The organism is Rhodococcus sp. NPDC058639, assembly GCF_042717545.1.
Taxonomy (GTDB): Bacteria; Actinomycetota; Actinomycetes; order Mycobacteriales; family Mycobacteriaceae; genus Rhodococcus.
The window spans coordinates 25060-44002 of the sequence record NZ_JBHXRF010000012.1; the positions used below are offsets into that span (position 1 = coordinate 25060).

The following is an 18943-nucleotide window of genomic DNA, read 5'->3' on the forward strand; positions in this document are numbered from 1 at the left end:
CCATCGTGCATCAGCCATCGGAGCGGCCCGTAGTGCCTCAGCGACGTCTGGGCGTGATGGGCGGCACCTTCGACCCGATCCACCACGGCCACCTCGTCGCCGCCAGCGAGGTCGCCGCCCGCTTCGGTCTCGACGAGGTGATCTTCGTCCCCACCGGGCAGCCGTGGCAGAAATCGAAGCGAGACGTCAGCCCCGCGGAGGACCGGTACCTGATGACGGTGGTCGCGACGGCATCGAACCCGCGATTCACCGTCAGCCGCGTAGACATCGACCGGGGGACGCCCACGTACACCGTCGACACCCTGCGCGACCTCCGCGACAGGTATCCGGGCGCGGAGCTGTACTTCATCACCGGTGCGGACGCGCTCGGGTCGATCCTGTCGTGGCAGAATTGGCAGACTCTGTTCGGCCTCGCCCGCTTCGTCGGGGTCTCGCGACCCGGGTACGACCTGCACGCCGAACATCTGGCGCCGCACCTCGTCGACCTACCCGACGAGGCGGTGAGCCTCATCGAGATCCCCGCCCTGGCGATCTCGTCGACCGAATGCCGGGAGCGGGTCCGGGCGAACCGGCCGGTCTGGTACCTCGTGCCGGACGGGGTGGTGCAGTACATCAGCAAACGCCGCCTCTACAGCGAGAGCACGACCGCCGACGCGAGCACCGGCACCGACGACCATTACATCGACAGCAGTACCGAGAGAAAGAGCACGCAGTGAGCGCATCGACAGAAGCAATCGAGATGGCCCGTGTCGCGGCCCTGGCGGCCGACGAGAAACTGGCAACCGATGTCGTGGTGCTCGACGTCTCGGAGCAGTTGGTGATCACCGACTGCTTCGTCATCGCGTCCGCGCCGAACGAACGCCAGGTCAACGCGATCGTGGACAACATCGAGGACAAGCTCCGCGAAGCCGGTCACAAGCCGGTCCGCCGCGAGGGAACCCGTGAAGGCCGCTGGACGCTTCTCGACTACGTCGACGTAGTGGTGCATGTCCAGCACGAGGAGGAACGCAACTTCTACGCGCTCGAGCGTCTGTGGAAGGACTGCCCGACGGTGCCCGTCGAGGGCGTCGGAGCCCCGCGTTCGGCAGTCGAGGCCGGCTCGGACGAGACGGCGCCCGGTGAGACCGGTACCGCGACCGACGACGTCGACCCCACGGGCAACGCGTGAGCGAGCCGCGGGTGCGCCGGCTGATTCTGCTGCGCCACGGACAGACCGGGTACAACGCGACCCGGAGAATGCAGGGCCAACTCGATACGGAACTGTCCGACCTCGGCCGGAAACAGGCCGCCGCCGTCGCCGAAGCGATGGCGGCGCTCAACCCGTTCGCGGTCGTCTCGTCGGACCTGCGGCGTGCGTACGACACCGCAGTAGCCGTCGCCGACCGCGCGGGCCTTCCCGTGGAGATCGACGCGCGGCTGCGTGAGACCCACCTCGGGCAGTGGCAAGGGCTCACCCACAGTGATGTCGACGCGATCGGTCCGGGCGCACGCAGTGCGTGGCGGGCCGACGCGACCTGGGCGCCGCCGGAGGGCGAAAGCCGCGTGGATGTCGCCCGGCGCAGCGTCCCCGTGGTGGAGGAACTGCTCGACAAGTACGAGCAGTGGGGTGACGAGCCGATCGTCCTGGTGGCGCACGGAGGGCTGATCGCCGCGCTCACCGCAGCGCTGCTGGACCTGCCCGTGGACCGCTGGCCGGTGCTCGGAGGCCTCGGCAACACCGGATGGGTGCAGTTGAGCGGTTACGGTGACAAGCCGTCCTGGCGACTCGACGTGTGGAACGCGTCGGCTGTGGTGGCACCCGATGACGTCCTCTGACCCGGTGCCCGGCGAGAACACCGACGCAGGTGCCGCGACTCGGCGGCCCACGCTGCTGGTGCTCGCCGACTCCCTGAGTTATTACGGCCCCAAGGGTGGATTACCGGCCGACGACCCGCGCATCTGGCCGAATCTCGTCGCTGCCGAACTGGGCTGGGACGTGGAACTCGTGGCGCGTATCGGATGGACCTCACGCGACGCGTGGTGGGCGCTGACGCAGGACCCCCGCGTCTGGGCGACCATTCCGCGTGCGGGCGCCGTGGTGCTCGGCGTGGGAGGAATGGACACACTCCCGTCGCCGCTGCCCACCGCCCTGCGGGAAGGACTGCGGTACGTGCGTCCGCCGGCGTTGCGCCGCGCCGCCCGCAACGCGTACGGGTGGCTTCAGCCCCGGCTCTCCCCGCTGGGATGGCCCGTCGCCCTGCCGCCGCGCATCAGCGTGGAATACCTCGAGATGATCCGGGAGTCGCTGGCGTACGTGCGCCCGGACCTGCCGGTCATCGGCACACTTCCGTCGGTGCACCGGAGCGAGCAGTACCGCTCGGTCCATCGGGGCAGGCGTCCCGCGGTGCAGGCGATCACCGGCTGGGCATCGCGGAATGCCGTTCCGCTCGTCGACCTCGGTGAGGCGGTCCACGACGACATCCATTCCGGCGACGCGAATCCGGACGGTATCCACTGGGGCTGGGAAGCGCATCGCCGCGTCGCCGCTGCTGTCGTGGACGCTGTCCGGATGGCGCACCGGGATGCGCAACCCGCCGCGGACGGCTTACGGTAGTCGTCGTGGCTGTCGTGGTGGTGACCGATTCGTCGTGTTGTCTCGATCCGGAACTGGTGGATCGATACGACATCCGTGTCGTGCCATTGCATGTGATCGCGGACGGACGGGATCTGCGTGAAGGGGTCGACGAACTTCCCGAGGACCTGGCGACGGTGACCACCTCGGGCCCGTCACCCGCAGAACTGACCGAGGCGTACGCGTCGGCTCTCGCCGACAGCGACGGCGACGGTGTGGTGGCGGTCCATCTCTCACGCTTGCTGTCCGGTACCTGGGACGCCGCGCGCTCTGCCGCGGACGAGGTGGGCGAACGGATTCGGCTCGTCGATTCCCGCAACACGGCAATGGGTTTGGGTTTCGCGGCGCTCGACGCGGCGAAGGCTGCGCGGGCAGGCGAGCACCTCGACCAGGTGTACTACCGGGCAGAGAAGGTCGCTGCATCCGCCAGGACCCTTCTCGTCGTCGACCGCCTCGATCATCTGCGCCGCGGCGGCCGTATCGGCACTGCCACTGCGCTGCTGGGCACCGCCCTCGCGATGAAACCGGTGCTGCACCTCGTCGAAGGAAAACTGGTTCTGCGGGAGAAGACCCGCACCATGACCAAAGCGATGGCCAAACTCGTGGACGGTGTCGTCGCGGAGGCCGGGCCGGGCGCACTCGTCGCGGTGCACCACCGTGACGCACCCGAGCGAGCCGGTCAGCTCGTCGAGCAACTCTCCGAGCGTCTCCCGGAGGCGGAGGTGACGGTCACCGAACTCGACGCGGTTCTCGGTGCGCATGTCGGGCCCGGTGCGGTGGGCGTCGTCGTCGCGCACGCCTGACCCTGCTCGCCCGAGCACACGGGGGTTCGTCCCCAGGTGCCCGGTTCATCCCCAGCACTGATCATCCTGCCGTCGGCCGGATTTTCCGTGTCCGCCGCGGCGTTACCGTCGCGCCATGGCGAGCACTGACGGCGGTGACCTGGCGAGAAACAGGCTGGGCGCGATCGCGCGAACGGCGGGTCGCGTCGGCGCCGAGATGCACGAGGTGGACGAGGTCGCCGACACGGCCGGAGAATACGACGAGCCGGAGCCGTATCCGTCGCGGCTGACCGAGCGGATCGCTGCGGCGCGATGGGGAACCGGACACCGCGGAAGCGTTGCTCTTGCCGGCGTCGCCGTGCTCGCCGTGGTCATCGCCCTGGGGGTGGTGTGGCGCGACCGGCCCGTCCCGGAACCGGTGCCACCGTTGCCTTCGGTGGAAAGTGCGGTTGTGACCGCGCCTGCCCCGCCGCCCGTGCCGGAGGCCGAGAACGTACCGGCCGAGCTTGTCGTGAGTGTGGTGGGTCTCGTCCACCGGCCAGGGCTCGTGACGACCGCGCCCGGTGCACGGGTCGCCGACGCGCTCGACGCCGCAGGCGGTGTCGCACCGGGAGCCGACCTCGTAGGTCTCAACCTCGCGCGGCGTATAGCGGACGGAGACCAGATCGTCGTGGGTCTGTCTCCGCCACAGCCGATCCCGCACGGTAGCGGGGTGTCGGGCGCGGCCCCTCAGGGTGGGGGCGGCACAGACGGCGACGCCGGCCGGATGCCGGGGCAGGGGAAGATCGACCTCAACGCAGCGGACGAGGCGGCACTGGATTCGCTTCCCGGCGTGGGTCCGGTGACGGCCGCGTCGATCGTCGCGTTCAGGCAGGCGAACGGACCGTTCGCCGATGTCGAACAACTCGGAGAGGTCGACGGGATCGGCCCCGCCCGACTCGCCCGGTTGCGCGAACTGGTCACCGTATGACCGAAACTCCGCGTCTGGACGCGCGCCTCGTGCCGTGCGCCGCGGCCGCGTGGGCAGCGACCGCTGTCGGATTGCATCTCGGTTCGCAGGCGAGCGTTGTGCTGGTGACGGGTGCGATCGCCGTCGCCGTTCTCGTTGTCGTTGTTCGTCTTCGGGGCCCAGGTAGGTGGCGTACGAACGCGGTGGTGCCGGTCGTGCTCGCGGTGTGCGCCATCGTCGTGGGATTCGGTGCGGCAGCAGGGGTGCGGATGTGGTTCGTCGAAACACACCCGGTGGCGCAGGCGGCGGCGGACGGCCGATGGGTGAGCGCGACCTTCGAACCGACCGACGATCCGAAGATCGTGCGGCGCGCCACCTTCGGCGGCGAGCCGCAGGTTCGTCTTCCGGCGGTTCTGCGTCACACGACGATCGCAGGCAACGCCCAGGCGACGGGCGGCGCCGTCGTGGTGTTCGCTCCCGCCGACGGGTGGTCGGATCTGCTTCCCGGACAACGTGTTACCGCTCGCGTCCGGGTTTCGGAATTCGAGGGGGCGGGGACGAGCGTTGCCGTCCTCCGCGCCGACGGGCACCCGCGCGCCGTCGCGCCCCCGCCGGCCTGGCACTCGTGGGCCGGTGGGGTGCGGGACCGACTCGCCGAAGCGTGTCGACGCGCTCTTTCCCCCGACCAGGCCGGATTGTTGCCGGGCCTCGTCGTCGGCGATACGTCGGCGCTGCCGGACGATGTGCGTGACGACTTCCGCGTTGCCGGACTGACCCACCTGACGGCTGTGTCCGGGGCCAATGTGAGCATCGTGCTCGGTGCGGTCCTGCTCGTCGTGCGCGCGGCGGGACTCGGTCCACGCACCGGGACCGCCTTGGCGGCGGTAGCTCTCGTCGCCTTCGTGATCGTGGTCCGGCCGTCGCCCAGTGTGGTGCGGGCGGCAGCGATGGGTGCGATCGCATTGCTCGCACTCGTCTCGGGCCGCGAACGCCACGCACTTCCCGCGTTGTGTGCGGCGGTGGGGGTGTTACTTCTGGTGGTGCCAGATCTCGCCGTCGATATCGGTTTTGCGCTGTCCGTGTCGGCGACGGCGGGTCTTGTCGTGCTCGCGCCCGTCGCGGTCGAGCGGTTGTGCGCACAGGGGTGGCCGCGAGCGGTGGCCGAGGTCACGGCGGTGTCGACGACCGCGTTCGCGGTCACCGCACCGATCGTCGCCGCCGCGACCGGCACCGTCAGTCTCGTGGCCGTCGCCGCGAACGTCCTGGTCACGCCGGTCGTGGCACCGCTGACGGTGCTCGGATCCGGAGTCGCCGTGGCCGCGACGGTTCATCCCGCGGCCGGGGAGTTGCTCGCGCGCGGCGCTGCGCCGTTGCTGTGGTGGATGCTCGGTGTCGCAGACCGGTCCTCCGCGGTGCCGTCCGCGGAGGTAACCGTTCCGGACGGGGTGCCGGGGGCCGTGACCGCCGGTGCTGTCGCGGTTCTGGCCTGGACGGCGGCGCGGAACCGGCGGGTCCGGATTGTCGCCGGTGTCGCGCTGCTGTCCGTGGCGGCGGTGTGGATACCGGTCCGGTTCATCGAGCCCGCGTGGCCGGGCGCCGGGTGGGTGTTCGTCGCCTGCGATGTGGGCCAGGGCGACGCGCTGATCGTCGCGACGGACGGGGGAGGCGCGGTGGTCATCGACGCGGGGACCGAGCCCGGCCCTGTGGACCGCTGTCTGCGTAAACTCCGGATCCGCACGGTGTCGGTGCTCGTCGTGTCGCACCTGCACGCGGACCACACCGGGGGTGTGACCGGTGTCCTCCGGGGACGCGACGTCGGCGCGGTGGTGGTGGGGCCGGGCGCCGCAGTACGTGACGGGGGCGCCGAGCTGGGTCACCTCCTCGCGCAGCACGCCGTCCCGATGCGGGAGGCCGGTCCCGGGGAGGTCCTCGTCTCGGGCGCGACGACGATCCGTGTCGTCGCTCCCGCCGGGCCGGGTTACGCCTCGGAGAACGACCTGTCGCTCGTGCTGGTCGCCGACACCCCGGTCGGGCGGATTCTGCTGCCGGGCGACGCGGAGGAGGCGGCCCTCGACGCACTGGTGCGCGCCGGCGTGGACGTACGGGCCGACGTGCTCAAGGTGCCGCACCACGGCTCGCGCACCACTCCGGCCCGATTCTTCACGGCGGTGCGTCCCCGTGTCGCGGTGATCAGCGCCGGGCGCGACAACACCTTCGGCCATCCACATCCGCAGACGGTCGACGTGCTCCGCAGCCTCGGAACCCGGGTGCTCAGCACCGACCGGCACGGCGATGTCGCGGTGGTGCGCGCGGGGTCGGGGGCCTTGGCCGTGGTGTCGGACCACCGTGACACCATCGAGCCGTGAGCGACTCTCCTTTGCATCTGCTCCTCGGCGACGAGGAACTCCTGATCGACCGTGCAATTGCGAAGATCGTCGCCGATGTGCGTGCCCGGAGCGGTGCCGGCACCGATCTTCCGGTGACGCGCTTACGTGCGGGCGACGCCTCACCTCCCGAACTCGCCGAGTTGCTGAGCCCGTCGTTGTTCGCCGAGGACCGGGTCGTGATCCTCGAGTCCGCGGGCGAGGCGGGCAAGGATGCGGCAGCGCTGATCCTCGACGCCGCGGGCGCCGTGCCCGACGGCGTCACACTCGTCGTCGTGCACAACGGCGGGGGACGCGCCAAGGCGATGGTCGGTGGTCTGCGTTCGTGCGGTGCGGTGGAGCACGACTGTGCGGCGCCCGCGAAGGCCGGAGACCGTGCGGCGTGGGTACGCGCCTTCGTCCACAAGGAGTTCCAGGCGGTCGACGTACGGGTCGCGTCCGACGTCGAGCAGTTGGTCATCGAATCCGTCGGATCCGATCTGCGGGAATTGGCCGCAGCGTGCAGTCAACTGGTGGCGGACACGGGCGGCAAGATCGACGCCGCGGCGGTGCGCCGCTATTACTCGGGCAAGGCCGAGATCACCGGTTTCGATGTCGCCGAGAAGGCCGTCACGGGCGACACGGCCGGTGCCCTCGAGGCGTTGCGGTGGGCGATGCACCGTGGGGTTGCGCATGTCCTGCTCGCCGACGCGCTCGCCGACGCGGTGTATACCATCGCGCGGGTCGGTTCGGCTGGTCGCGGCGACCCGTTCACCCTGGCGTCCGGTCTCGGCATGCCCCCGTGGAAGGTCAAGAAGGCTCAGGCCCAAGCCCGAGCATGGGCGCCCGCCTCGATCGGGACGGCCCTCGGAGTGGTGGCCGCCCTCAACGCCGACGTGAAGGGTGCGGCCGCCGACCCCGACTACGCACTCGAGTACGCCGTACGCACCGTGGCCCAGCTCGCCGGCTGACACCGGGCGGCCCGGTTCCGGCCGGGCCACCACCGGTGCGGGATCCTCCGGAAGACAACGAAGGCCGCTCCCCGGCATGGGGAGCGGCCTTCGGAAGCAGAGCTCGCGTCTACTACCTCGGAACTACGTTCAGAGCGAGTTGGCGAGCTTGGCCAGTGCAGACTTCTTGTTGGCGGCCTGGTTGGGGTGGATGACACCCGCGCTGGCTGCCTTGTCGAGCTTGCGGCTGGTGGCGACGAGAAGCTCGGTGGCCTTGTCCTTGTCGCCAGCGGCCGCGGCCTCGCGGAAGGAGCGGATCGCGGTACGGAGCGCCGACTTCACCGACTGGTTCCGGAGCCGGTTGCGCTCGTTGGTGCGAATTCGCTTCACCTGGGACTTGATGTTGGCCACGCGTAGAATCCTGTCGTGTTGCTGGTAGCTGGTTGGAAAGCTCTGGATGCACTAGGCACCGACAGGCAACGATACCAAGAAGGCAGGCAAAGCCCAAACCGGCGCGAGCGTGATGTCCGCCGTGTTACTCGGGTGAGACAGTTCGATGTCGGATTGTGCACAACGCCCTCCCATATAGAACGATTCCGGCATGAGTCGCCGTACCCCTACTGCGCCGGGCGCGTCCCCGGCCAGGCACCGCAGGAAAAACCCCGACGTCTTCGACGGTTACGCGAGAGATCCCGATCGCCTGGCATACGACGAGATGTTCGATGCGGACGGCAAGGTCCGGGCGCCGTATCGCCGGCTGCATCAGATCCTCGAGTCGAAAGGACCCGAGGATCTCGCCGCTCGCACCGACGCGGTCGGCCGGGCGTTCACCGACCAGGGTGTGACCTTCTCGTTGTCGGGCCAGGAGAGGCCCTTCCCTCTGGACATGGTGCCGCGTCTGATCGCTGCCGCCGAGTGGAACCGGCTCGAGAAAGGCATCCGGCAACGGGTGCGGGCGCTCGAGTTGTTCCTCGCCGACATCTACGGCGAGCAGAGCATCCTGCGGGACCGCGTCATTCCGAAGCGGCTTGTCACCTCGTGTGAGCACTTCCACCGGCAGGCCGCGGGAATCGTCCCGCCGAACGGAGTGCGTATCCACGTCGCCGGAATCGACCTGATCCGGGACGAGAAAGGCACCTTCCGGGTGCTCGAGGACAATCTCCGCTCCCCGTCCGGTGTGTCCTACGTCATGGAGAACCGGCGCGTCATGGCTCGCGTCGCCCCCGACCTGTTCGTCCAGCACAAGGTGCGTCCCGTCGGTGACTACGCATTGCACCTCCTGCGAGCGCTCCGAGCGGCGGCCGCGCCGAACGCTGCCGACCCCACGGTGGTCGTTCTCACGCCCGGTCTGGCGAACGCGGCGTACTTCGAGCACTCGCTTCTGGCGCGGCAGATGGGCGTCGAACTCGTGGAGGGGCGTGACCTGTTCTGCCGGGACAACATCGTCTACATGCGCACCACGGAAGGTGAGCAGCAGGTCGATGTCATCTACCGCCGCATCGACGACGATTTCCTCGATCCGCTCCAGTTCCGCCCCGACTCGGTGCTCGGGGTCGCCGGCCTGCTCAATGCGGCACGAGCCGGCAATGTGGTTATCTCGAGCGCGGTCGGCAACGGCGTCGGAGACGACAAACTCGTCTACACCTACGTACCCGACATCATCGACTACTACCTCGGTGAAAAGCCCCTCCTTCCCAACGTCGACACCCTGCGTTGCTGGCTCGACGAAGAACGGGAAGAGGTTCTCGACCGTATCGACGAACTCGTCATCAAGCCGGTCGAAGGCTCGGGTGGATACGGCATCGTGTTCGGTCCGGACGCCTCGGCCACCGAACTGAAGACCATGGCCCGCAAGATCCGGGCGAACCCCCGCGCCTGGATCGCCCAGCCGGTCGTGCAGTTGTCCACCGTCCCGACCAGGGCAGGCGACAGCGACACACTGGCTCCCCGCCACGCCGACCTGCGTCCGTTCGCGGTCAACGACGGTGAGGACATCTGGATCCTTCCGGGCGGATTGACGCGTGTCGCGCTGCCCGAGGGGTCGCTGGTGGTCAACTCCAGTCAAGGCGGCGGAAGCAAGGACACCTGGGTTCTCGCCAGCCGGAGTTCGGATACCGAGAGCGAACTGGGCGGGGAGGGGTTCGTCGAGGAGAGGCCCGAGGTCAAACAACCCGACCGGGGGCCGGAACTGACCACCGAGCAGCAACAGCAACAGCAACAGCAACAGCAACAGCAACACAACGAGGGGGACTGCTGATGCTCGCACGAAATGCGGAGTCGCTGTTCTGGATCGGACGTTACGTCGAGCGAGCCGACGACACGGCGCGCATCATGGATGTCGCGGTCCACCAACTGCTCGAAGACTCGACGGTGGACCCTGACCGCACGTGCCGCCAGTTGCTGCGGGTGCTCGGGTTCAGCGCGCCCGAAGGTGAACTCGACGTGCAGACCGTCATCGACATCGTCGCGTTCGGGCGGGACGGCGCGGGATCGATCCTCGACACCATCTCGCACGCGCGTGAGAATGCGCGCGGTGCACGCGAAGTCACCTCCACCGAGATGTGGGAGTGTCTCAACACCACCTACAACGCCCTCGCCGAGCGGGAACGGGCGGCGAAACGCCTGGGACCCCACGAGTTCTTCCGATACGTCGAAGACCGCGGAGCGATGTTCGCGGGCCTCGCCGACAGCACGCTGTGCCGTGACGACGGGTATCGGTTCCTGTTGCTCGGCCGATCCATCGAACGCGTGGACATGATCGTGCGACTGCTGCTGTCCCGTGCCGGCGACCGTCCGACGTCGCCTACGTGGGCGACGGTGTTGCGGTCGGCGGGCGGTTACGACACGTACCTGCGCACCTATCGCGGTGCACTCGACGCGGGGCGCATCGTCGAATTCATGATGCTGGACAGGCTTTTTCCGCGTTCGGTGTTCTCTGCCATCCGGCAGGCGGAGCAGTGCCTCACCGAACTCGACGACCAGACCGATTACCGGTTCGGTGCGCGCAACGAAGCGCAGCGGTTGCTCGGACGGGCCCGCAGCGAACTCGAGTTCATCCGCCCCGGGGTACTTCTCGAGGAACTCGCCGAACGGCTTGTCGCGCTGCAGGAGATGTGCCGGCAGGTCGGTGAGGCGATCGCACTCCAGTACTTCCATGCGGCGCCCTGGGTGGCGTGGAGTTCAGCTCGCAACGACGGTGAAGACGACATGCTTCTGGAGGGAGAACTGTGAGCTGGCGCATGCGCGTGGTCCACAAGACCGGCTACGAGTACGCGGGGCCGGTCACGGCGTCGTACAACGAGGCGCGTCTGACGCCGCGGTCCGACAACCGCCAGACGGTGATTCTCAGCCGCGTCGAGACGACTCCCGCAACGCGGTCCTATCGGTACACCGACTACTGGGGAAGCGGCGTGACGGCATTCGACCTCCATGCGCCGCACACCTCGCTCGAAGTGACCGGTTTGTCTGTTGTGGAAACGGATTCGCTCGATCCGCTGGAGGAGCCCGCGGGATGGGATGTGATCCGTGAAGCCGACACCAGAGACCGATACGACGAGTTGCTGCTGCCGAGCCGCTACGTTCCCGCGGACAAGTCGCTCGCCAAAACGGCGCGTGACCTCGCAAAGGGACTCGATCCTGTCGATGCGGTGGTCGCGGCGGCACAATGGGTGCACGAACAGATGGATTACGTCCCGGGAACGACCGGCGTGCACACCTCCGCAATTCAGGCTTACGAGGAGCGGCAGGGTGTTTGTCAGGATTACGCCCATTTGACCCTTTTGCTGTTGCGAGCCATGGGGATTCCGGCACAGTACGTCTCCGGGTATCTGCATCCGGTTGCGGACGCCGAGATCGGCAAGACCGTCGAAGGTCAATCCCACGCGTGGATTCAGGCATGGACCGGCGGTTGGTGGGGATACGACCCGACCAACGCGAGATTCGTGGGCGAGCAACATGTATCGGTGGGAATCGGCCGCGATTACGGAGACGTCCCGCCACTCAAGGGCATTTACATGGGCGGAAGCGCCGCGGCGCAGGAAGTCGTTGTGGAGGTGACGCGACTTGCGTAGTGTGCCTTCACGAGCGAACGACGCTGCGGCAAGACGATTCGATGGTGTCCGGTGTAGGTAGGTCCGGCGAATGGGCGGGACCACGACCTCCGAGGGGAATTCATGGAACCCGAACGCGACCCTGCCCGTGAACCGTTACACGATCCCGCGCAGAGAACTGGCGGAGAACCGGAATACGGGGCCCGTGAACCGGATCGCCCGGTGGGCAGAGCCGAACACGAAACGGCGCAGGAAGTCGCGGACCCCACGGACTATTCCGATCTCCGACGATGCGCGGCCGAGGCGATCGGCACCTTCGTACTGGTGTTCTCGGCGGTCGGAACTGCTGTCTTCGCGGGTGATTACGTCGGGCAACTCGGCGTTGCGCTGGCCTTCGGCCTGACCCTGCTGTTCCTCGTCTACACCATCGGTCCGATTTCGGGCTGCCACGTGAACCCGGCAGTGACACTCGGTCAACTCATCGTCGGCCAGGTCACTGCCGTACGCGCCGTCGGCTACTGGCTTGCCCAGATCATCGGCGGTCTGGTGGCGGGCGTGACGATCTACGCGATCGCATCGTCGCTCCCGTCGTACGACCGGGCGGCGGACGGTCTCGGTGCGAACGGCTGGGGCGCGCACAGTCCGTCCGCGATCCGGGGGCCGCTCGGCGGTGTCCTCGAAAACGGTTACGGGATCGGGGCCGCGATGGTCGTCGAGATACTCCTGACCGCGCTGCTCGTGTTCGTGGTGCTCTCCACCACCGACCGAATCGCCGACGTGCCGATCGCGGGAATCGCCATCGGGTTCACACTCGCGGTGATCCACCTGATCTCGATCCCGATCGACAACACCTCGGTGAACCCCGCCCGCAGCCTCGCCGTCGCCTTCTATCAGAACGGCGCGCTGGGGCAACTCTGGTTGTTCATCGTCTTCCCGCTGATAGGCGGTGCGCTCGGCGCACTCGTCTACGCGTTCCTGTTCGGCCGACGGCAGGGACTGCGTCCCTCCTGACGAGACAACGCCCGGCGGGTTCGGGCCCGCCGGGCGTTGTCTCGTGCCGGTATCGCCGGTTGTGGGCGGTTACTGCCAGCTGTAGTCGGACCGAAGCCGGCTCGCGACCTGCTCGAACCGCGACCGCTCGAGGATCGCGCCCTCCCGGCGGATGCCGTCCTCGGGCACGTCGATCACGCGATCGAGCCGGATCCAGCTCGGCCGGCCCTCCGGGTCCCAGCGTCCCTTACCGATCCCGATCCAGTCCGGATGGCCGTCGCGGTCGGTGTTCGACGACAGCATCAGCCCCAGCAGCGTGTGGCCGTCGCGGCCGACGACGAGAACCGGCCGGTCCTTGCCCTGACTGGGGTCCTCCTCGTAGGCGACCCAGGTCCACACGATCTCACCGGGATCGGCACGGCCGTCCATGTCGGGGGAGTAGGCGACGCGCCGGGCGCGCTGTGCAGTGGGAGCGCTGTGCGACGCGACCGGCCGTCCCGGTACCGGACCGCGGGTCGTCCCCGACGTGCCGCCCGCGGCCGTTCCGGCAGCCGCGTTACCGAGAGCGGTCCGTGCCTTGTCGAGCGCTCCGGATTGCTGAAGTTGCTTGTACAGTTTCGGGCCCTGCTGGGCCGCGAGGCGGCCCAGTTGTATGCCTAGTTTCTTCCATGTGCCAGCCACGAGGACCGAGCTTAGCGAGCCCATGAGCACCGGGCTCGGCGAGCCGAGCCACGGCCGGGGTCCCGAGCACGCGCAGGCTTGGATATTCTGCTGGTGTGACCGCGGTCTGCACGACCGTTGCCATCCCGAGTCAGGAGCACGACATCAGCACCTTCGCCGACACCACCTTCACGGACCCCGGGAAGATTCGGAACTTCTGCATCATCGCGCACATCGACCACGGCAAGTCGACGCTCGCGGACCGGATGCTGCAGCTCACCGGCGTCGTCGAGGAAAGGCAGATGCGCGCGCAGTACCTCGACCGTATGGACATCGAGCGCGAACGTGGCATCACCATCAAGGCGCAGAACGTCCGGCTTCCCTGGGAGTACGACGGCGAAGAGTACGTGATGCACCTGATCGACACGCCCGGCCACGTCGACTTCACCTACGAGGTGTCGCGGGCACTCGAGGCCTGTGAGGGTGCGGTGCTGCTGGTCGACGCGGCGCAGGGCATCGAAGCGCAGACGCTCGCGAACCTGTACCTCGCGCTCGACAAGGACCTGACGATCATTCCGGTCCTCAACAAGATCGATCTGCCCGCCGCCGATCCCGATCGCTACGCCGCCGAAATCGCGAACATCATCGGGTGCGAGCCGTCGGACGTTCTCCGCGTGTCGGGCAAGACGGGCGAGGGCGTCCCGGCCCTGATCGACGAAGTGATCCGCAAGGTGCCGCCTCCCGTCGGTGACGCCGACGCGCCGGCGCGCGCCATGATCTTCGACTCCGTGTACGACACCTATCGCGGTGTCGTCACGTACGTGCGCGTGGTGGACGGCAGGATCGTCCCGCGTGAGAAGGTCAAGATGATGTCCACCGGCAGCACGCACGAACTGCTCGAGGTCGGCATCGTCTCGCCCGAGCCCAAGCCCACCCAGGGCCTCGGCGTCGGCGAGGTCGGCTACCTCATCACCGGTGTGAAGGACGTGCGCCAGTCCAAGGTCGGCGACACCGTGACGCTCGCGCGCAACGGCGCCACCGAACCGCTCACGGGATACCGCGAGCCGCGGCCCATGGTGTACTCGGGTCTCTACCCGGTCGACGGCTCCGACTACCCGGACCTGCGTGATGCGCTGGACAAGCTCCAGCTCAACGACGCCGCCCTGACCTACGAGCCCGAGACCTCCGTTGCGCTCGGATTCGGTTTCCGGTGTGGCTTCCTCGGTCTGCTGCACATGGAGATCACGAGAGAGCGCCTCGAACGCGAGTTCGGCCTCGATCTCATCTCCACCGCACCGAACGTGGTCTACCGCGTGGTGCTCGAGGGCGGGCAGGAAACCATCGTGACCAACCCGTCGTACTGGCCGGAAGGCAAGGCCAGGGCGATCTACGAGCCGATCGTCAAGTGCACGATCATCTCGCCCAGCGAATTCATCGGTTCGATCATGGAGTTGTGCCAGTCCCGCCGCGGTGAGCTCGGTGGCATGGACTACCTCTCCGAGACCCGCGTCGAGCTGCGGTACACGCTGCCGATGGCGGAGATCATCTTCGACTTCTTCGATTCCCTGAAGTCGCGCACCCGCGGCTACGCCAGCCTCGATTACGAGGAGTCCGGCGAGCAGGAGTCGGCGTTGGTGAAAGTGGACATCTTGTTGCAGGGCGAAGCCGTGGATGCGTTCAGTGCGATCGTGCACAAGGACGCCGCGGCCGCGTACGGCAACAAGATGACCACCAAGCTGCGTGAGCTGATTCCGCGTCAGCAGTTCGAGGTTCCGATCCAGGCGGCGATCGGATCGAAAATCATTGCGCGCGAGAATATCCGGGCCATCCGTAAGGATGTGCTCGCGAAGTGTTACGGCGGTGACATCAGCCGTAAGCGCAAGCTGCTCGAGAAGCAGAAGGAAGGCAAGAAGCGCATGAAGACGATCGGTCGCGTCGAGGTGCCGCAGGAGGCATTCGTCGCGGCGCTCTCGTCCGACGCTGCGTCCGACAAGCCCAAGAAGTAGTTCCCGGAGTAGTTCTCGCGCGGCCCCACGAAGGAGAACCAGTGCTCGACACCTGGCTGACCCGGACACTCGGAATCTCCGTCCCGCTCGTGGGGGCGCCGATGGGCGGGCGCGCCGGGGGCGTCCTGGCGGGAGAGGTGACCAAAGCCGGTGGCCTCGGACTCATCGGAGCGGCCCGGTACAACACCCCCGAGTGGCTCGACGCCGAAGTGCGCGTCGCCCGCGACATCGGGGACGGGCCGGTCGGGTTCGGGTTGATGACGTGGTCGCTGGCCGACGACGATTCCCTGCTCGGTGCTGTTCTCGCGCACCGCCCACAGGTGGTCGCGTTGTCGTTCGGCGATCCGGCTCCGTACGTCGACCGGGTCCACGAGGCCGGCGCGCTGGTCATCTCACAGATCAACACACTCGGCGACCTGCGGGTCGTCGAGGCGGCGGGCGTGGATGCCGTCGTCGCCCAGGGACACGAGGCCGGCGGGCACACGGGCAGGGTCGGCACTCTGCCGCTGCTTCAGGAGGTGCTCGAGTCCACGTCGCTGCCGGTGCTCGCCGCGGGCGGAATCGCCACCGGACGAGGACTCGCCGCGGTCCTGGCAGCCGGGGCGCAGGGCGCGTTCGTCGGGACCGCTCTGCTGGCGAGCCCGGAAACGGTCGGCCCCGAGTACGCGCGCTCGAAGATTGTCGAGGCGGGAAGCGCGGATACGGTCTACACCGACGTTTTCGACAAGGCTCGGCATCAACCGTGGCCGTCACGGTGGGGTGGGCGCGCGCTGACGAATTCGTTCACAGACCGGTTCCACGGCACAGACGTCGACGAGGACGTTCTCGCCGAGGCGTACACCGGCGACGATCCCGATATCGGTGTGGTCTACGCGGGTGAGGCTGTCGGTTCGGTGCGGGCGGAGCGACCCGCGGGCGAGGTCATCCGCGAGATCGCCGCGTCGGCGGAAGCGCTCCTGGCCCGCTTCCGCTGACCCGGGTGGCGGGCACGACATCGGTCAGGTGACCGGGTGCCCGGGACGGAATTCCCCCGTGTGCACTCTGCTCTCGGCGCGGATGACGTGCACCACCGCGTTGATCTGGGCCAGGTGGGTGAAGGCCTGGGGGAAGTTGCCGAGATGCCGACCGGATTCGGGATCGATCTCCTCCGCGTACAACTTCAACGGACTGGCGTACTCGAGGAGGCGATGGCAGAGCATCGCCGCGCGTTCCACCTCGCCGATCTCCACGAGTGCCGACACCAGCCAGAAGGAACAGATCGTGAAGGTGCCCTCTTTGCCCGTGAGTCCGTCATCCGTGGTCTCGACGCGGTAGCGCAATACGAGTCCGTCTTCGGTCAGTTCGTCGGCCACAGCCAGCACCGTCGCGCGGACGCGCGGATCGTCGGAGGGGAGGAAGCGTAGCAACGGGATCAGGAGCGTCGAGGCATCGAGTGACGGATGACCGTATCTCTGTGTGAACACGCCTCTTTCGTCCACTCCGTGCTCGAGTATGTCCGCCTTGATCTCGTCGGCGATCGCCGCCCATCGTCGCGCGTGACTGTCCCGTCCGTGCAGATCTGCAAGTTTCGCGCCGCGGTCCAGGGCCACCCAGCACATCACCTTCGATGACGTGAAGTGTTGAGGCTCACCGCGCACTTCCCATATGCCCATGTCGGGTTCGCGCCAGTGGGTGGCCGCTTCCTCGACCTGCTTGCGCAGGATCGGCCACAGCGATTCGGGGATCTGCCGCCGAGAGCGCACGTGCAGGTACACCGAATCGAGAAGAGTTCCCCAGATATCGTGCTGGCTTTGGTGATACGCATCGTTGCCGACGCGGCAGGGTTTGGCGCCGTCATATCCGCTGAGGTGATCGAGTGTCGACTCGGGAAGCGAGCTTTCCCCTCCGACCCCGTACATGACCTGGAGTGTGCGGTCGCTGCCGTCGGCGTTCTGGGAGACGTCGAGGATGAACGAGAAGAAGTCGTCGGCTTCGCGGTCGAGACCGAGCGTGTGCAAGCCCCATAGGGCGAAGGTCGAGTCGCGCACCCATGCGTAGCGGTAGTCCCAGTTACGTTCTCCGCCCGGTGTTTCCGGGAGGGAGGTAGTGGGCGCGGCAAGCAGCGCGCCGGTGGGGGCGTACGTCAGTCCTTTCAGGATCACAGCGCTGCTCTGCAGGTACGTGCGCCACGGATGGTCCGGGAAGCGGCCCGTGGTGATCCACTCCCGCCAGAAGTCCTGCGTATTGCTCATCTTCGCGACCGCCTCGGTGAACGTGCGCGGCGGTGGGAGTTCCGACCACGACAGGGCGACGAACCCCGAATCGCCTTTCTTCAGCCGCGTGCGGGCGCGTGCTTCGCCGCTCTCGAGACCGATGCGCAGGTCGGTGGTCAACCGCAACTGGGGGTGCTCGTCGGGCGCCGCGATCTCCATCGCGGTGGCTTCCTCGTATACCTTTCCGGTGTAACGCCACTCGGCGACACCCCGGTGGTAATCGAAGGCCGGTTCGCACGACATGTCCAGTTCCACCGTGCCGTTCACGCAGCGCACAGTACGCAACAGCACGTGCTCGGCCTGCCAGTCCGACGGGGTACGCCGATGCGTGCGGGAGCGTTCGTCGACGTCGTACCAGGGCCCCATCACCAGCGCATCGCGCACGACCATCCAGCCCGTGTCGGTCTGCCAGGTCGTTTCCAGGATGAGCCCGCCGGGCAGGTAGCGGCGTGCAGCCGGGACGGTCCGGTTGTGCGGGGCGAGGCGGAAGTGGCCCGCGCTGCGGTCGAGCACGGCGCCGAACACGCTGGGGGAGTCCGGTCGCGGCAGGCACATCCACTCGACCGAGCCGTCGCGGGCCAGCAGGCACGTCGTCTCGCAGTCGGACAAGAACGCGTAATCGTCGATCGGCGGATGCGGACTGTCGTGCAGCGCGGCGATCTGCAGAGGTCGTGACCAAGCCATCTCCCCATGATCCCGCCGGAACGAGCGCACCGGGCCACATTGCCGGGCTGCGTACCGACGAGTTCGGGCAGCCACTAAGGTGTGGAGAGTGGATCGACTGGCATCGTGGTGGGACGGTTTCGAGCTGTGGCTCACGGGACTGTCCTTCGTGCCGCAGTCTGCGCTCGTACTCGTCGTACTGGTGCCGCTGTGCGGAGGTGTCGCCTGGCTGCTGGACCGCGTGATCGCTGGAGCGTTCGCGGTGGTCGGACGCCGCGAACCCGTATCGCCCGCCCCGGACCCGGAGGATTGCTGACATGCCGCGCTCGCGTGTGACCCTGGCGCTGGTCGCCCTGCTGCTGCTCGTCGTCATCGCCTGGTTACTGACCCGCTGACACCCTGTTCGTCGTCCGAAACGTCGGTTTCGGGAGCTCCGCAGCCTCTGCTAGAGTCTGCCGAGTGACCGCGACCACGCTACCTCGAATCCGCCATGAACTGGCGTTGATCGCTGTAGGTATGCCCTCGGTTGCCGATATCGACTGTTGTCGCTGACCCTGTTTCTCGACCCGGTCCCTCTTTTCGGCGGGGAGCCCTTGTCGCTCCCGTCCGCCACGCTCCCCTCACGGATGATTCCGTCGCCCTGACACACCCGGTTCGCGGTGTGCCGG

General features: G+C 67.8%; 19 protein-coding genes. 16 read left to right on the forward strand and 3 right to left on the reverse strand.

All coding sequences use genetic code 11. The features are described from left to right. Positions 1–5 precede the first annotated feature (5 nt). The 8 genes from nadD to holA all read left to right on the forward strand — a co-directional run bounded on the left by nadD (position 6) and on the right by holA (position 7676). Positions 6–716, forward strand: a complete 711-nt coding sequence (gene nadD, locus ACFWU2_RS20455) for a nicotinate-nucleotide adenylyltransferase (RefSeq protein WP_378610093.1) — start codon at positions 6–8, stop codon at positions 714–716. Then, positions 713–1168 (forward strand): ribosome silencing factor, encoded by a 456-nt coding sequence (gene rsfS / locus ACFWU2_RS20460; protein ID WP_296549251.1) that lies wholly within the window; start codon positions 713–715, stop codon positions 1166–1168. Before nadD ends, rsfS begins: the two co-directional genes overlap by 4 nt. Next, on the forward strand, positions 1165–1815 hold the full coding sequence (locus ACFWU2_RS20465) for a histidine phosphatase family protein (RefSeq protein WP_378610094.1): 651 nt from the start codon (positions 1165–1167) through the stop codon (positions 1813–1815). The genes rsfS and ACFWU2_RS20465 overlap by 4 nt, the downstream gene beginning before the upstream one ends. Next, a complete protein-coding gene (gene octT, locus ACFWU2_RS20470) occupies positions 1802–2593 on the forward strand; it encodes a diglucosylglycerate octanoyltransferase (protein WP_378610095.1) in 792 nt (263 codons plus the stop codon). The genes ACFWU2_RS20465 and octT overlap by 14 nt, the downstream gene beginning before the upstream one ends. A 5-nt stretch (positions 2594–2598) precedes the next feature. Further along, a complete protein-coding gene (locus ACFWU2_RS20475) occupies positions 2599–3414 on the forward strand; it encodes a DegV family protein (RefSeq protein ID WP_378610096.1) in 816 nt (271 codons plus the stop codon). Positions 3415–3529: 115 nt separating this feature from the next. Further along, positions 3530–4363: a helix-hairpin-helix domain-containing protein gene (locus ACFWU2_RS20480; protein ID WP_378610097.1), complete on the forward strand. Its 834-nt coding sequence runs from the start codon at positions 3530–3532 to the stop codon at positions 4361–4363. Next, a complete protein-coding gene (locus tag ACFWU2_RS20485; protein WP_378610098.1) occupies positions 4360–6708 on the forward strand; it encodes a ComEC/Rec2 family competence protein in 2349 nt (782 codons plus the stop codon). Before ACFWU2_RS20480 ends, ACFWU2_RS20485 begins: the two co-directional genes overlap by 4 nt. Next, the gene (holA, locus tag ACFWU2_RS20490; protein ID WP_378610099.1) at positions 6705–7676 is read left to right on the forward strand and encodes a DNA polymerase III subunit delta; all 972 of its coding nucleotides are present in this window, start codon (positions 6705–6707) and stop codon (positions 7674–7676) included. Before ACFWU2_RS20485 ends, holA begins: the two co-directional genes overlap by 4 nt. A gap of 129 nt (positions 7677–7805) precedes the next feature. Here holA and rpsT read toward each other — a convergent pair whose 3' ends face one another. After that, a complete protein-coding gene (rpsT, locus tag ACFWU2_RS20495) occupies positions 7806–8066 on the reverse strand; it encodes a 30S ribosomal protein S20 (protein WP_072699291.1) in 261 nt (86 codons plus the stop codon). 190 nt (positions 8067–8256) lie between these two features. Between rpsT and ACFWU2_RS20500 the strand changes: the two genes are divergently transcribed. The 4 genes from ACFWU2_RS20500 to ACFWU2_RS20515 all read left to right on the forward strand — a co-directional run bounded on the left by ACFWU2_RS20500 (position 8257) and on the right by ACFWU2_RS20515 (position 12715). Continuing rightward, positions 8257–9912 carry a circularly permuted type 2 ATP-grasp protein gene (locus tag ACFWU2_RS20500; protein ID WP_378610100.1) on the forward strand — a complete coding sequence of 552 codons (1656 nt, stop codon included), beginning with the start codon at positions 8257–8259 and terminating at the stop codon, positions 9910–9912. Then, positions 9912–10886 (forward strand): alpha-E domain-containing protein, encoded by a 975-nt coding sequence (locus tag ACFWU2_RS20505; RefSeq protein ID WP_378610101.1) that lies wholly within the window; start codon positions 9912–9914, stop codon positions 10884–10886. The genes ACFWU2_RS20500 and ACFWU2_RS20505 overlap by 1 nt, the downstream gene beginning before the upstream one ends. Before the next feature lie 8 nt (positions 10887–10894). Further along, on the forward strand, positions 10895–11725 hold the full coding sequence (locus ACFWU2_RS20510; RefSeq protein ID WP_378610119.1) for a transglutaminase domain-containing protein: 831 nt from the start codon (positions 10895–10897) through the stop codon (positions 11723–11725). Positions 11726–11926: 201 nt separating this feature from the next. Continuing rightward, a complete protein-coding gene (locus tag ACFWU2_RS20515; protein ID WP_378610102.1) occupies positions 11927–12715 on the forward strand; it encodes an aquaporin in 789 nt (262 codons plus the stop codon). 69 nt (positions 12716–12784) lie between these two features. Here ACFWU2_RS20515 and ACFWU2_RS20520 read toward each other — a convergent pair whose 3' ends face one another. Continuing rightward, on the reverse strand, positions 12785–13375 hold the full coding sequence (locus ACFWU2_RS20520; RefSeq protein ID WP_378610103.1) for a type II toxin-antitoxin system PemK/MazF family toxin: 591 nt from the start codon (positions 13373–13375) through the stop codon (positions 12785–12787). A gap of 95 nt (positions 13376–13470) precedes the next feature. Between ACFWU2_RS20520 and lepA the strand changes: the two genes are divergently transcribed. Then, positions 13471–15360 (forward strand): translation elongation factor 4, encoded by a 1890-nt coding sequence (gene lepA, locus ACFWU2_RS20525; RefSeq protein WP_378610104.1) that lies wholly within the window; start codon positions 13471–13473, stop codon positions 15358–15360. Positions 15361–15401: 41 nt separating this feature from the next. Then, complete coding sequence (locus ACFWU2_RS20530) at positions 15402–16334, forward strand: NAD(P)H-dependent flavin oxidoreductase (RefSeq protein ID WP_378610105.1); 933 nt, start codon at positions 15402–15404, stop codon at positions 16332–16334. Between the two features lie 24 nt (positions 16335–16358). Here the strand turns inward: ACFWU2_RS20530 and ACFWU2_RS20535 are convergent, their stop codons facing one another. Next, complete coding sequence (locus tag ACFWU2_RS20535) at positions 16359–18296, reverse strand: glycoside hydrolase family 15 protein (RefSeq protein WP_378610106.1); 1938 nt, start codon at positions 18294–18296, stop codon at positions 16359–16361. Positions 18297–18384: 88 nt separating this feature from the next. On the opposite strand from ACFWU2_RS20535, the gene ACFWU2_RS20540 reads away from it, so the two are divergent. Continuing rightward, the gene (locus tag ACFWU2_RS20540) at positions 18385–18591 is read left to right on the forward strand and encodes a hypothetical protein (RefSeq protein WP_378610107.1); all 207 of its coding nucleotides are present in this window, start codon (positions 18385–18387) and stop codon (positions 18589–18591) included. Positions 18592–18734: 143 nt separating this feature from the next. Continuing rightward, positions 18735–18827 (forward strand): Ms4533A family Cys-rich leader peptide, encoded by a 93-nt coding sequence (locus tag ACFWU2_RS20545; protein WP_378610108.1) that lies wholly within the window; start codon positions 18735–18737, stop codon positions 18825–18827. The last annotated feature ends 116 nt before the right edge of the window (positions 18828–18943 follow it).

Coding starts and splice junctions, on each gene's coding strand:
- ACFWU2_RS20480 (WP_378610097.1), top strand. CDS start 3,530: ATGGCGAGCACTGACGGCGGTGACCTGGCGAGAAACAGGCTGGGCGCG.
- ACFWU2_RS20485 (WP_378610098.1), top strand. CDS start 4,360: ATGACCGAAACTCCGCGTCTGGACGCGCGCCTCGTGCCGTGCGCCGCG.
- octT (WP_378610095.1), top strand. CDS start 1,802: ATGACGTCCTCTGACCCGGTGCCCGGCGAGAACACCGACGCAGGTGCC.
- ACFWU2_RS20535 (WP_378610106.1), bottom strand. CDS start 18,296: ATGGCTTGGTCACGACCTCTGCAGATCGCCGCGCTGCACGACAGTCCG.
- ACFWU2_RS20510 (WP_378610119.1), top strand. CDS start 10,895: ATGCGCGTGGTCCACAAGACCGGCTACGAGTACGCGGGGCCGGTCACG.
- ACFWU2_RS20505 (WP_378610101.1), top strand. CDS start 9,912: ATGCTCGCACGAAATGCGGAGTCGCTGTTCTGGATCGGACGTTACGTC.
- ACFWU2_RS20500 (WP_378610100.1), top strand. CDS start 8,257: ATGAGTCGCCGTACCCCTACTGCGCCGGGCGCGTCCCCGGCCAGGCAC.